Source organism: Vibrio sp. J2-4 (assembly GCF_021728155.1).
GTDB lineage: Bacteria > Pseudomonadota > Gammaproteobacteria > Enterobacterales > Vibrionaceae > Vibrio > Vibrio diabolicus.
In genome coordinates, this window is sequence record NZ_JAKKCN010000002.1 from 63,984 (window position 1) to 77,455 (window position 13,472).

12 protein-coding genes are annotated in these 13,472 nt (G+C 45.5%); all 12 read left to right on the forward strand.

Annotated features, from left to right (window positions below):
• Positions 1–168 precede the first annotated feature (168 nt).
• The 12 genes from rlmD to L3V32_RS05765 all read left to right on the forward strand — a co-directional run bounded on the left by rlmD (position 169) and on the right by L3V32_RS05765 (position 13,443).
• Complete coding sequence (rlmD, locus tag L3V32_RS05710) at positions 169–1,488, forward strand: 23S rRNA (uracil(1939)-C(5))-methyltransferase RlmD (protein WP_176320199.1); 1,320 nt, start codon at positions 169–171, stop codon at positions 1,486–1,488.
• 123 nt (positions 1,489–1,611) lie between these two features.
• Entirely contained in the window at positions 1,612–3,831 is a 2,220-nt protein-coding gene (relA, locus tag L3V32_RS05715) for a GTP diphosphokinase (protein ID WP_005393896.1), read from the forward strand.
• Between the two features lie 206 nt (positions 3,832–4,037).
• On the forward strand, positions 4,038–4,835 hold the full coding sequence (mazG, locus tag L3V32_RS05720; protein ID WP_237283962.1) for a nucleoside triphosphate pyrophosphohydrolase: 798 nt from the start codon (positions 4,038–4,040) through the stop codon (positions 4,833–4,835).
• A 210-nt stretch (positions 4,836–5,045) separates the two neighbouring features.
• The gene (locus L3V32_RS05725; RefSeq protein ID WP_005393892.1) at positions 5,046–6,686 is read left to right on the forward strand and encodes a CTP synthase; all 1,641 of its coding nucleotides are present in this window, start codon (positions 5,046–5,048) and stop codon (positions 6,684–6,686) included.
• A 78-nt stretch (positions 6,687–6,764) separates the two neighbouring features.
• Complete coding sequence (gene eno / locus L3V32_RS05730; protein WP_005383785.1) at positions 6,765–8,066, forward strand: phosphopyruvate hydratase; 1,302 nt, start codon at positions 6,765–6,767, stop codon at positions 8,064–8,066.
• A gap of 466 nt (positions 8,067–8,532) precedes the next feature.
• Positions 8,533–8,814, forward strand: a complete 282-nt coding sequence (gene ftsB, locus L3V32_RS05735; protein WP_005380907.1) for a cell division protein FtsB — start codon at positions 8,533–8,535, stop codon at positions 8,812–8,814.
• A 1-nt stretch (position 8,815) separates the two neighbouring features.
• Positions 8,816–9,520 carry a 2-C-methyl-D-erythritol 4-phosphate cytidylyltransferase gene (ispD, locus tag L3V32_RS05740; RefSeq protein WP_047008818.1) on the forward strand — a complete coding sequence of 235 codons (705 nt, stop codon included), beginning with the start codon at positions 8,816–8,818 and terminating at the stop codon, positions 9,518–9,520.
• Positions 9,521–9,537: 17 nt separating this feature from the next.
• Positions 9,538–10,014, forward strand: coding sequence for a 2-C-methyl-D-erythritol 2,4-cyclodiphosphate synthase (gene ispF / locus L3V32_RS05745; RefSeq protein ID WP_237283963.1), 477 nt, complete (start codon positions 9,538–9,540; stop codon positions 10,012–10,014).
• Positions 10,015–10,060: 46 nt separating this feature from the next.
• Positions 10,061–11,104 (forward strand): tRNA pseudouridine(13) synthase TruD, encoded by a 1,044-nt coding sequence (gene truD, locus L3V32_RS05750; protein ID WP_237283964.1) that lies wholly within the window; start codon positions 10,061–10,063, stop codon positions 11,102–11,104.
• Positions 11,104–11,880, forward strand: a complete 777-nt coding sequence (gene surE / locus L3V32_RS05755) for a 5'/3'-nucleotidase SurE (RefSeq protein ID WP_237283965.1) — start codon at positions 11,104–11,106, stop codon at positions 11,878–11,880. The genes truD and surE overlap by 1 nt, the downstream gene beginning before the upstream one ends.
• Positions 11,880–12,506 (forward strand): protein-L-isoaspartate(D-aspartate) O-methyltransferase, encoded by a 627-nt coding sequence (locus L3V32_RS05760; RefSeq protein WP_237283966.1) that lies wholly within the window; start codon positions 11,880–11,882, stop codon positions 12,504–12,506. The genes surE and L3V32_RS05760 overlap by 1 nt, the downstream gene beginning before the upstream one ends.
• Positions 12,507–12,519: 13 nt before the next feature.
• The gene (locus L3V32_RS05765) at positions 12,520–13,443 is read left to right on the forward strand and encodes a peptidoglycan DD-metalloendopeptidase family protein (protein WP_006743295.1); all 924 of its coding nucleotides are present in this window, start codon (positions 12,520–12,522) and stop codon (positions 13,441–13,443) included.
• Positions 13,444–13,472: the final 29 nt, after the last annotated feature.

Here is a 13,472-nt window from a genome sequence, read left to right on the forward strand (position 1 = left end):
GATATGGGAAAATAACGCATTATTTCTCAAGCGCACGATAAGGCGTTGAGCAAAGAAGTGACGTCACCTAATAAACGGTAAGCATAATCAAGTCACTCGAATCACACAACGGCTGCAATCAAGAATAGTGAAGCCGAAGAGCAATTAGACATAAATCAGGCATAGAGCATGGCACGCATCTTTCAACCGAAAAAGAAAACCCAACTCAATACTCGTCATCAAGCGGTGCAAGTGGAGCGTTTAGATCACCACGGCGCAGGTATTGCTTACCTAAAGAAAAAACCGCTGTTTATTGATGGCGCATTGCCGGGAGAAGAAGTCGTCACGCAGTTAGTGGAAGAAAAAAGTAAATTTGCTCGCGGTAAACTGATTAAGATTCTCAAGCCGAGTGACACTCGCGTGGAGCCATTTTGTCCGCATTACCACGAGTGTGGTGGCTGTGATTTGCAACATCTAGATTATGACCAACAATTGACGTACAAACAGCAAACACTGCGTCAGCTGATGCGAAAATTTTCAGGCAATGATATCGAGCTTGATGCGCCATTATTAGGGGATTCACTGGCCTATCGTCGTCGTGCGCGAGTGAGCTTATTTGTCGATAAAAAAACACGTCAGCTACATTTTGGTTTCCGTAAAAAGCAGAGTAAGCAAATTGCGCAAGTGACCGACTGCCCAGTGCTGGCGCCGGAACTGAACGTTCTGCTTCCAGAGATTTATTCAGCACTAAAAGCGTTTAAAAAGCCGGAGCAATTGGGTCATGTAGAGCTGGTACTTGGTGATAATGGGCCGTGTATTACGTTGCGTCACTTGAGTGCTCTGACAGCGAGTGAAACTCAATCTCTAACGGAGTTGGCAAAACGTCATGGTGCATCGCTGTACCTAATGCCAGCAACAGATCAGCTAAACCTTGTTGAAGGCGATATGCCTTTCTATCAAGAAGTTGGCGTGAAAATTCCTTTTGCGCCAAATAATTTTATTCAAGTGAACCAAGCCGTAAACAAAAAAATGGTCAAGCAAGCGGTTGAGTGGTTAGACCCGCAAAAGAGTGACCGAGTGTTAGATTTGTTTTGCGGCGTAGGCAACTTCAGTTTACCGATTGCGAAGTTAGCTAAGCACGTGGTTGGTGTCGAGGGTGTTGCAGAGATGGTCGAAAAAGCCACAAATAATGCATCCTTGAACCAAATCAATAATGCGCAATTTTATCACGCTAACCTTGAGCAAGATTTTGAAGGGCAGGTCTGGACGGCAGAACAGTTTGATAAAGTGCTGTTAGACCCAGCACGCGCGGGGGCAAGTGGGATCATCGATCAAGTTTCTGAGCTTGGCGCACAGCGTGTAGTTTATGTTTCTTGTAATCCTGCTACCCTTGCTAGGGACAGCCAAAGCTTGATGGAGCAAGGCTATAAATTAACTAAATTAGGTATGCTGGACATGTTCCCTCATACCAGTCATCTAGAATCGATGGCATTGTTTGAAAAGTCCTAACTTTAGGACTTTGGCCCCTTATTTGTGGTGGGTGGTCATAAAGCCAGCGTTTACGCGCAGGTAAAAGAACTAACCTGGACGGTGTTAGTCAAACCACACGAATATAATAATTAGGATGATGAGATGGTTGCGGTAAGAAGCGCGCATTTAAACCAAGATGAACAGTTTGAACTCGAAAACTGGGTGGCTAGCCTAGGACAAGAGAAAAACACAGCCTCACGCTTAATCGAAGTATATCGAGATTGCCAGACGGTATTAGCCGATAACGAGCAAGCGGAACTGTTGTTGTGGCGTGGACGAGAAATGATCGAAATTTTGATCACCTTGTCTATGGATCAGGCCACCTTAGTGGCTGCACAACTGTTTCCTTTGGTTTCAAGTGGTGCTTTTAACAGAGAAATTCTGGAAGAGAAATACAGCAAAGAAATCATAAAATTAATCGACGGCGTTGAAGAAATGGCTGCTATTGGCCAACTCAACGTCAACATGGAAGGCAGTGCAGCGTCATCTCAGGTAGATAACGTACGCCGTATGCTGCTTGCCATGGTGGATGACTTCCGCTGCGTAGTTATCAAGCTCGCGGAACGAATTTGTAACCTTATTGAAGTTAAAAAAGCGCCAGATGAAGTTCGACGTGCGGCGGCAAAAGAGTGTGCCAACATCTATGCGCCGCTAGCAAACCGATTAGGCATCGGTCAGCTGAAATGGGAAATTGAAGATTACGCTTTCCGCTACCAACAACCGGAAACTTACAAACAAATTGCCAAACAGCTTTCTGAGCGACGCATCGTTCGTGAACAGTACATCAAAGACTTTGTTGAAGACCTCACGCACGAAATGGAAGTGTCGGGCATCAATGCCGAAGTGAGTGGTCGACCTAAGCACATCTACAGCATTTGGCGAAAAATGCAGAAAAAGAGTTTGGCCTTTGATGAGCTGTTTGATGTGCGAGCAGTGCGTATCATCGCAGACAAACTGCAAGATTGTTACGCGGCTTTAGGCGTAGTTCACACCAAATACAAGCACCTACCGAGCGAGTTTGATGACTACGTTGCTAACCCTAAACCAAACGGTTATCAATCGATCCATACAGTAATTCTAGGGCCAGAAGGCAAAACCATCGAGATCCAGATTCGTACCAAGCAAATGCATGAAGAGTCGGAACTGGGGGTTGCAGCGCACTGGAAATATAAAGAAGGGGCAAGCAGCCGAAGCGGTTATGATGAGAAGATCACGTGGCTGCGTAAGCTATTGGATTGGCAAGAAGAAATGTCTGACTCTGGCGAAATGCTCGATGAGCTGCGTAGCCAAGTCTTTGATGACCGTGTTTATGCCTTTACACCACGTGGTGATGTTGTCGATTTGCCAATGGGGGCAACGCCGCTAGATTTTGCCTATCACATTCACTCCGAAGTGGGACACCGTTGTATCGGTGCCAAAGTCGGAGGTCGTATTGTGCCGTTCACGCATAAATTACATATGGGTGACCAAGTCGAGATTATCACTCAGAAAGAACCTAACCCATCACGTGACTGGTTAAACCCATCATTAGGCTTCGTTCATTCTGGTCGTGCGCGTGCCAAAATTAACGCCTGGTTCCGAAAACAAAGCCGTGAGAAGAATCTTGAAGCAGGTCGAGAAATCCTTGAGCATGAGTTAGCCAAAATTGGCGCAACGTTAAAAGATGCAGAGCATTACGCCCTCAAGCGGTTTAACGTCAAAACACCAGATGAATTGTATGTTGGTGTAGGTAGCGGTGATTTGCGCATCAACCAAATCATTAACCATATTAACGCGTTAGTTAACAAGCCAACGGCAGAGGAAGAAGATCAGCAAGCACTGGAAAAACTGCAAGAAGCAGAGCACAAATCACCAGCGCAAAGCCGACCGAAAAAAGACGCCGTCGTTGTAGAAGGCGTTGATAACCTAATGACGCACCTAGCGCGTTGCTGTCAGCCAATTCCAGGTGACGATATCTGTGGTTACATCACGCAAGGCCGCGGGATTTCAGTACACCGTAGTGACTGTGAACAGCTAGAAGAACTGCGCCATCACGCGCCAGAGCGTATCATCGATACTGTCTGGGGCAGCGGCTTCGTCGGGTCATACATCCTCACCGTCCGTGTTGAAGCGATGGAGCGAGGTGGTCTACTCAAAGACATTACGACACTGTTCGCCAACGAAAAGATCAAAGTGACCAGTATGAAGAACCGAGTCGATTACAGACGTCAACTTGCCATCATGGACTTTGACCTAGAAGTCACCAATATTGAGGTGCTTTCTCGTGTTTCGAAGCGGGTAGAACAAATAAAGGATGTCATGACGGTGAAACGCCTCGGCTAATTTTTGCGTCACATTTGGCTTTTTATCTGCGTTAGCTGCACTTATTCGCTCCATCACATGGTGAACCATGCTCAGGAGTCTCATAAGTTTGCTGCCTTGCTAAAAGAGCCAACTGTTTAGTAAAAAACGACCAATGAAATAACTTAAGGTGAGTGGTTTTGGCTGCTCACCTTTTTCTTTAGTAGAAAGGTTTAAAGGAACAAAAAATGAGTCATCCAATTGAACAATTAGAACAAATCATGGCGAAGTTGCGTGACCCAGAAAACGGTTGCCCTTGGGACTTAAAACAAACCTTTGACACCATCGTTCCGCACACCATCGAAGAAACTTACGAAGTGGTGGACGCGATTCAAAATCGAGATTGGCCGAATCTAAAAGAAGAGCTAGGGGATTTGTTGTTTCAGGTGATTTTTTACAGTCAGCTAGCGAAAGAGCAAGAGCTGTTCGACTTTTCGGATGTTGTCGAAACTGTGAATGAAAAACTGACTCGCCGTCATCCGCATGTTTTTTCAGATGTTGAGTTTGAATCGGACGAGGAAATCAACGCCAACTGGGAAGCCGAAAAAGCAAAAGAAAAAGCGCAGGTGGGCAAAGCGGAAGAAAGTATCCTAGACTCAATACCAAACTCTTTGCCAGCACTTTCTCGTGCTACAAAGATACAGAAAAAATGTGCGAAATATGGATTTGACTGGGACTCTCTTGGCCCGGTCGTCGATAAGGTGCGAGAAGAAATTGATGAAGTCATGGAAGAAGCACTACAAGTCCAGCCAGATGAAGAAAAAGTGGAGTTGGAGCTCGGCGATTTGCTATTTGCGACCGTCAATTTGGCACGCCATCTTGATAAAAATCCAGAAGTCGCACTAGGTAAAGCAAACTTAAAGTTTGCGAGACGTTTCAAGCAAGTTGAAGGAAAGGTCCAGCTGTCAGGCAAAGCGCTTACAGATTGTTCTTTATCAGAGCTCGATGATTTCTGGGATGAAGTAAAGCGAGAAGAGTCTAGATAGGGGAAATAGGCGGAATATACAATATGAGGCCAGTTTGCCTCTTAACACGAAAACGGACTTTGGTTTGTCTTTGCTCACTTTGATTTGAAGCAAAAAATAAAAAATTACGGTGTGATAGATTTCACGTTGTGGCGGTAAGGAGCTTCTGGTATATTTATCTCCCGTCCAGAAGCACTCCATTTCCCTCATTCAACCAATTTCAGGTTAAACATGACGACAAATTACATTTTTGTTACTGGCGGGGTTGTATCCTCTCTAGGTAAAGGTATTGCAGCAGCATCTCTTGCGGCTATTCTAGAAGCTCGTGGTCTTAAAGTGACTATGATGAAGCTTGACCCTTACATCAACGTTGACCCGGGCACAATGAGCCCTACTCAGCACGGTGAAGTGTTCGTTACAGAAGATGGCGCAGAGACTGACCTTGACCTTGGTCACTACGAGCGTTTCATCCGTACCAAGATGACCAAGCGTAACAACTTCACTGCAGGTCGTGTTTATGCCGACGTACTTCGTAAAGAACGTCGTGGTGACTACCTAGGCGCAACTATTCAAGTTATCCCTCACATCACTAACGCGATCAAAGACCGTGTAATTGCTGGCTCTGAAGGCCATGATGTAGCTATCGTTGAAGTTGGCGGTACCGTTGGTGATATCGAATCACTACCATTTATGGAAGCGATTCGTCAGCTAGCCGTTGAACTAGGCCGTGAGCGCGCAATGTTCATGCACCTAACACTTGTTCCTTACCTAGCGGCAGCGGGCGAAGTGAAAACTAAGCCAACTCAACACTCTGTAAAAGAACTTCTATCTATCGGTATTCAGCCAGATATCCTGGTTTGCCGTAGCGACCGCGTTATTCCAGCGAATGAACGTAAGAAAATCGCACTATTCTGTAACGTTCCAGAAAAAGCAGTAATTTCAATGAAGGACGTAGATTCTATCTACAAGATTCCTCAATTGATCAAGTCTCAAGGTCTAGATGATCTTGTGTGTGCTCGCTTTGGCATCACAGCTCCTGAAGCTGACCTTTCTGAGTGGGAACAGGTTATTTACGAAGAAGCAAATCCTACTGGTGAAGTAACCATCGGTATGGTTGGTAAATACACTGAATTGCCAGATGCATACAAGTCTGTGAACGAAGCGCTTAAACACGCTGGCTTGAAAAACCGTCTAAGTGTCACAATTAAGTATGTAGACTCACAAGATATCGAAACAAAAGGCGTTGAGCTGCTAGAAGGCTTAGACGCGATCCTAGTTCCAGGTGGCTTCGGCGATCGTGGTATTGAAGGCAAGATCCGTGCGGCTCAATATGCACGTGAAAACAATGTGCCTTACCTAGGTATTTGTTTGGGTATGCAAGTTGCACTAATTGAATACGCGCGTAACGTTGCGGGTATGGAAGGTGCACATTCAACAGAATTTAACAAAGAGACTAAGTACCCTGTGGTAGGTTTGATCACAGAGTGGGTAGACGAGTCAGGTAACGTAGAAGAGCGTACTGAAAAGTCTGACCTAGGTGGTACGATGCGTCTTGGTTCACAGCTATGTCACCTAGAGAAAGGTACGAAAGCTCGTGAACTTTACGGTAGCGCGACGATCCATGAACGTCACCGTCACCGTTACGAAGTGAATAATGTGCTTCGTCCGCAAATCGAAAAAGCAGGTCTGAAAGTTTCTGGCCTATCAGCGGACAAGAAGTTAGTGGAAATGATTGAGAACCCAGCTCACCCATGGTTTGTAGCGGCTCAGTTCCACCCAGAATTCACATCGACTCCTCGCGATGGTCACCCATTGTTTGCAGGTTTCGTTAAGGCTGCGGGCCAAAACGCACGCGGCGAATTCGAGAAGTAAAAGGATACGGGCGGCGGCGAAGGTTGTGCTGCTGCCCTTTAAAATTGACATTTATATTTGAAACGAGAGGAAACATTAATGTCTAAGATCGTTAAAGTTCTAGGTCGTGAAATCATCGACTCACGTGGTAACCCAACTGTAGAAGCTGAAGTACACCTAGAAGGCGGTTTCGTAGGTATGGCGGCAGCTCCATCTGGCGCATCTACTGGTTCTCGCGAAGCTCTTGAGCTACGTGACGGTGACAAAGCACGTTTCCTAGGTAAAGGTGTTCTTAAAGCAGTTGAAGCTGTAAACGGCCCAATCGCTGAAGCTCTAGTTGGCAAAGACGCTAAAGACCAAGCTGCAATCGACGCAGTAATGATCGAACTAGACGGCACTGAAAACAAATCTAAATTCGGTGCTAACGCTATCCTAGCTGTTTCTCTAGCAAACGCTAAAGCTGCTGCTGCAGCTAAAGGCATGCCTCTATACGAGCACATCGCTGAACTAAACGGTACAGCTGGTCAGTTCTCTATGCCTCTACCAATGATGAACATCATCAACGGTGGTGAGCACGCAGACAACAACGTTGACATCCAAGAGTTCATGATCCAACCAGTTGGTGCTAAGACTCTTAAAGAAGGTCTACGTATCGGTGCAGAAGTATTCCACAACCTAGCTAAAGTTCTTAAGTCTAAAGGCTACAGCACTGCAGTTGGTGACGAAGGTGGTTTCGCTCCTAACCTTAAATCTAACGCTGAAGCTCTAGAAGTTATCGCAGAAGCTGTTGCAGCTGCTGGTTACGAACTAGGTAAAGACGTTACTCTAGCGATGGACTGTGCAGCATCTGAGTTCTTCGACAAAGAAGCTGGCATCTACAACATGAAAGGCGAAGGTAAAACTTTCACTTCTGAAGAGTTCAACCACTACCTAGCTGAGCTAGCTAACCAATTCCCAATCGTTTCTATCGAAGACGGTCTAGACGAGTCTGACTGGGATGGCTTCAAGCACCAAACTGAACTACTAGGTGACAAACTTCAACTAGTAGGTGACGACCTATTCGTTACTAACACTAAGATCCTTGCTGAAGGTATCGAGAAAGGCGTAGCTAACTCTATCCTTATCAAGTTCAACCAAATCGGTTCTCTAACTGAGACTCTAGCTGCAATCAAGATGGCTAAAGACGCAGGTTACACAGCAGTAATCTCTCACCGTTCTGGCGAAACTGAAGATGCAACTATCGCTGACCTAGCGGTAGGTACTGCTGCAGGTCAAATCAAAACTGGTTCTATGAGCCGTTCTGACCGTGTTGCTAAGTACAACCAACTAATCCGTATCGAGGAAGCTCTAGGTGAGCGCGCTCCTTTCAACGGTCTTAAAGAAGTTAAAGGTCAAGCTTAATTCTTAATTGAATAAGTTTAGCTAAATAGCTTTCTAGAAACGCTCCACTTCGGTGGGGCGTTTTTTATTTAAGAGCGATGAGCCGTTCTGGCCGTGTTGCTTGCCATACCTAAAGAAAGCAACCCATTTATCTGCATCGAGGAAGCTCTAGATGAGCACGCTCCTCCATGTTTCAAAGAAGCGCTCTTAAAGAAGTTCAAGCTTAGTTCTTCATTGGATTAACCGCTTAGATTGAAGCTTTGAAAATACCCTGATTTTGCGGGGTGTTTTTGTATCTATAGGCTTGTATTTCTTGGTCTTACTTTGGTGAGTGCTAAGAATAGCTTCATATGTCTTTGTTTCATTTTGCTGCTTATTTCTTGTAAGGAGCGTGTGAGTCTCCCTTTCTCCCCTAGAGGCGACCTCGCATTTATGCTATATATGTCACCTTATCTAATTCCTTCCGGTACAGAATGTTAGCAGCGATATGCGAATCTTTGTTATAGCCCTTACGCTACTGTTTGGCTTGCTTCAATACACTCTATGGTTTGGTAAAAACGGAGTGTCTGACTACTACACAGTAAAAGATGAAATTGAAGTTCAGCAACAAGTGAACAGCAAGCTACAAGCTCGCAATAATGAAATGTTTGCTGAGATTGATGACTTAAGGCAAGGTCTTGATGCGATTGAAGAACGTGCGCGTCATGAGCTTGGTTTAGTTAAAGATGGCGAGACTTTCTACCGCATTATAGGTGAGGAAAATCATTAAAATGTTGGATGTGAACTCATCGCATGTCGCAATTGTTCCCGCTGCTGGTGTCGGTAGTCGAATGAAGGCTGACCGCCCGAAGCAATATTTATTGATCGACGGAAAAGCGGTGCTGGAACACACTGTAGAAAAGTTGCTGTCGCACCCACGAATTTCGAAAGTGGTTGTCGCCATTACCGAAGGTGACCCTTATTTTCCTGAGTTAACCATCGCGAACCATCCCGATGTAATTCAAGTCGCGGGTGGCAAAGAGCGCGCTGATTCCGTACTTTCAGGGCTAAACTATGTCAATGAACATCTGGAAAGCGAGTGGGTATTGGTCCACGACGCTGCAAGGCCATGTGTATTAACATCCGACATTGACCGTTTGATTGATGTTTGCTGCGCTCACCCAACGGGTGGCATCCTCGCATCTCCAGTGAGAGACACAATGAAGCGAGCAAACGTAGCACAAGATATCGGTCATACGGTAGAGAGAGAAGCATTGTGGCATGCATTAACTCCACAAATGTTTAAAACTCAACAACTGACTCGAGCACTGGCTGACGCATTAGAACAAGGCGTAGCCATCACGGATGAAGCATCGGCTTTAGAGTGGTTGGGCGAAACGCCTGCTTTAGTCCAGGGTAATGCGAATAACATAAAAATTACTCAGCCAGAAGATCTCGCGTTAGCGGAGTTTTATCTGAGCCGTGAGCGCGGCTAAAAAAGAAAGGATAAAAAATGATTCGAATTGGTCATGGTTTCGATGTACATAAACTCGGTGGTGAAGGCCCGGTCATTATCGGTGGTGTTGCTATCCCTTACGAGCAGGGCTTAGTAGCCCACTCAGATGGAGATGTTGCTCTTCATGCTTTGACTGATGCGCTGCTTGGCGCGATTGCTGCGGGTGATATTGGTCGTCACTTCCCGGATACCGACGATAAATGGAAAGGGGCTAATAGCCGCGAATTGTTGAAAGACGTTTATCGTCGTGTCAAAGAGCAAGGCTACCGCCTTGGTAATGCCGATGTCACCATCATGGCACAAGCACCTAAGATGGCACCTCATATTGACGCGATGTGTGCGGCGATTGCGGAAGACCTAGAAACCGATATTAGTAACATTAACGTAAAAGCGACGACGACAGAGCGTCTCGGTTTTACTGGACGCAAAGAAGGCATTGCAACGGAAGCCGTGGTGCTTCTGTTCAAGCAATAATTAACCAACTTGCTCCTTAATGCTGTGTAAACAGCGGAAAAACATCATGTCAGATATTTTATCTTCATTGGCTTATCTAACGGGTAAGCCTGTTGCATCGGCAAAAATCAAAGCGCAACCAGAACATTTTCAGGTTCGTGAGGATTTAGGTTTTGCCTTTACGGGCGAAGGCGAGCACCTAATGGTGCGCATTCGAAAAACTGGGGAAAATACCAGTTTTGTTGCGAATGAGCTGGCGAAAGCTTGTGGCGTAAAGTCGAAAGACGTTAGCTGGGCAGGACTTAAAGACCGCCATGCCGTGACGGAACAGTGGCTGAGTGTCCATTTACCGAAAGGGGAAACGCCGGATTTCTCGGCATTCCTAGCTCAATATCCGAGTATTGAGATCTTAGCGACTGATCGACACAACAAAAAACTGCGTCCTGGAGACTTAATAGGGAACGAGTTTGTTGTCACTTTGTCTGAAGTGACTGACGTTGAAGATGTAGAGCAACGCCTTGAAAAAGTGAAACAAGTTGGTGTGCCAAACTACTTTGGTAGTCAGCGCTTTGGCAATGATGGCAACAACCTTGAAGAAGCACGTCGATGGGGACGCGAAAACGTTCGTACCCGTAATCAAAATAAGCGCAGCATGTATTTATCAGCGGCGCGTTCGTGGATCTTCAACCGTATCGTTTCTGCTCGTCTAGAAAATGGTGTGTTTGATAAATTCATCGATGGTGATATTGCACAGACAAGTTCTGGCACTCAGTTGATTGATGCAAGCAATATCGCAGATCTACAAGCACAATTTGCTGCAGGTGAAGTGGCAATTACCGCGGCCCTAGCAGGTGATAATGCGCTGCCAACTCAAGCGGATGCGCTTACTTTAGAACAACCGTTCTTAGATGAAGAGCCTGATCTCATGGCGCTGATTCGTGGTAATCGCATGCGCCACGACCGTCGCGATATTGCGCTGAAGCCACAAGATTTAGCTTGGACGGTTGAAGGTAACAACATTACGCTGACTTTCTCACTGGATGCAGGATCTTTTGCAACCTCTATCGTTCGTGAGTTAGTTAATGAGGTTGAAGTAGAAAGAGAATACTAATGGAACAGGATTCACTAAACACGAAGCCCCTAAGAGTCTTAATCAGCAACGACGATGGCGTACATGCGCAAGGGATTCATGCACTTGCTGATGAGTTGCGAGATATCGCTGAAGTGACCATTGTCGCACCCGACCGAAATCGTTCAGGTGCTTCGAACTCACTGACACTAGAGCAACCATTACGCGTAACTGAAATTGCCCCAAATATCTATTCAGTGCAAGGAACGCCTACAGATTGTGTACATTTCGCGCTGAATGAGCTGATGAAAGATGATTTGCCCGATCTTGTTTTATCAGGCATCAACCATGGTGCAAATTTGGGTGATGACGTTCTTTACTCAGGAACGGTAGCTGCAGCAATGGAAGGGCATTTCCTTGGTGTTCAGTCGGTTGCTTTTTCGCTGGTGGGTAAGCGTCATTTCGAATCTGCCGCAAAAATTGCACGTCAAATTGTGCAACAGCATTTAGCGTCTCCGATTCCAACGAATCGGTTATTGAACGTAAACGTGCCTGACTTACCAGCAGAAAACCTGGGCGAAATCGAAGTCACGCGTTTAGGTGCGCGTCATCACGCAGAGAATATGATTAAGCAGAAAGATCCGCGAGGTCATGATATTTATTGGCTAGGGCCTCCAGGAAAAGAGCAAGATGCGGGGGAGGGCACCGACTTTTATGCGATTGAACATGGTCGAGTTTCAATGACGCCTCTGCAAGTTGATCTCACTGCTCATGAGTCGCTGCGTGCAATGGATAGTTGGTTAAAGGAAGAGAAGTAATGAGTAACCCACATGCTGACAGGTTGATAGCGTTTCTTATCTCCAGTGGCATCAAAGACCAAAGAGTTCTGGATGCTATCCAACGCTTACCACGAGAAAGCTTTGTCTCTCAAGCGATGGTGCACCAAGCCTACGATAACAATGCGTTACCGATTGGTCAGGGACAAACTATTTCTCAACCTTATATTGTTGCTCGTATGACCGAGTTACTCGAACTAGAGCCAACGAGTCACGTACTGGAAATCGGAACGGGTTCCGGTTATCAAACCGCAGTACTGGCGAAAATTGTTGACCATGTATACTCCGTTGAGCGAATTAAATCGTTGCAATGGGAAGCAAAACGCCGTCTGAAACAATTGGATATCTACAATGTTTCAACCAAGCATGCTGATGGGTGGCAAGGCTGGGAAGCTCGTGGTCCTTTCGATGCCATCATTGTTACTGCAGCTGCAGAAGTGATCCCCCAAGCACTTCTCGCACAATTAAGAGATGGCGGTAAGATGGTGATTCCTGTTGGAGATAAGGAGCAACAGTTACTAAAAATTGAACGTAAGGGAGATGAATATCTCTCTACTGTTGTGGAAATGGTTCGATTTGTACCTCTGGTTGCGGGTGATTTAGCTTAAGGGTTAGGGATAGGTGAGTAAGTTATTACGTCATATTGGTATTAGCTTTGTGTTTGCTGCAGGACTAGTTGGTTGTGCAGCGCATTCTCCTGCACCTGTCTCTAGCTTAAAGAAAGACTATTCAAGCCTTGAAAGAGGAAGTTACAGAGGGAGTTATTATGAGGTAAAAAAAGGCGATACACTTTACTTCATAGCTTATGTCACAGATAAAGATGTAAATGATCTTGTCCGTTACAATGAGTTAACTCAGCCTTACACCATCTACCCTGGACAGAGGCTAAAACTTTGGGCTCCGAAATATGTCGCCCCTAAATATGGCCAAAAAGTTGAACCCGTTGTGGTTCCTGTTGTTACGACGCCACCAGCCCCAGTGACGAAAACATCAACAGCCTCTAAACCGAAAACTTCAAGTAAAAACTCTAGTCAAAAACCTACAGAGACTAAGCCTAAAGTCGTACAAAAACAGCCTCCAAAGAAGGTTGAACAATCGAAAACAAAGGAGTATGTTGGTTCAAAAGATAACCAAAAAGTGAAGCAAAAAGCGCCAGTTACCACGGCGAAGAGTGATAAAGTTTCTAAGTGGTTGTGGCCAACAAAAGGGAGAGTAATCAAGAACTTTTCGGCGGGAGAACAGGGAAATAAAGGTATCGACATCGCAGGACAGCGTGGTCAACCTATCGTTTCAACCGCAGCCGGCACCGTTGTTTATTCAGGCAATGCGCTACGAGGTTATGGCAACTTAATTATAGTAAAGCATAACGACAATTATTTAAGCGCCTATGCACATAATGACAAACTGCTGGTATCAGAAGGACAAAGTGTAAAAAGCGGACAGAAAATCGCCACCATGGGTAGTTCAGGTGCAAAATCAGTCAAGCTACACTTTGAAATTCGCTATCAAGGTAAATCGGTGAATCCAAAACGCTATTTGCCTTAAAACTTTGAAAAACAACTTGCGACATCATT

Bases quoted from the DNA above. Each gene is read 5' to 3' on its own strand.
- rlmD (WP_176320199.1), top strand. From the start codon at position 169: ATGGCACGCATCTTTCAACCGAAAAAGAAAACCCAACTCAATACTCGT.
- relA (WP_005393896.1), top strand. From the start codon at position 1,612: ATGGTTGCGGTAAGAAGCGCGCATTTAAACCAAGATGAACAGTTTGAA.
- mazG (WP_237283962.1), top strand. From the start codon at position 4,038: ATGAGTCATCCAATTGAACAATTAGAACAAATCATGGCGAAGTTGCGT.
- L3V32_RS05725 (WP_005393892.1), top strand. From the start codon at position 5,046: ATGACGACAAATTACATTTTTGTTACTGGCGGGGTTGTATCCTCTCTA.
- eno (WP_005383785.1), top strand. From the start codon at position 6,765: ATGTCTAAGATCGTTAAAGTTCTAGGTCGTGAAATCATCGACTCACGT.
- ftsB (WP_005380907.1), top strand. From the start codon at position 8,533: ATGCGAATCTTTGTTATAGCCCTTACGCTACTGTTTGGCTTGCTTCAA.
- ispD (WP_047008818.1), top strand. From the start codon at position 8,816: ATGTTGGATGTGAACTCATCGCATGTCGCAATTGTTCCCGCTGCTGGT.
- ispF (WP_237283963.1), top strand. From the start codon at position 9,538: ATGATTCGAATTGGTCATGGTTTCGATGTACATAAACTCGGTGGTGAA.
- truD (WP_237283964.1), top strand. From the start codon at position 10,061: ATGTCAGATATTTTATCTTCATTGGCTTATCTAACGGGTAAGCCTGTT.
- surE (WP_237283965.1), top strand. From the start codon at position 11,104: ATGGAACAGGATTCACTAAACACGAAGCCCCTAAGAGTCTTAATCAGC.
- L3V32_RS05760 (WP_237283966.1), top strand. From the start codon at position 11,880: ATGAGTAACCCACATGCTGACAGGTTGATAGCGTTTCTTATCTCCAGT.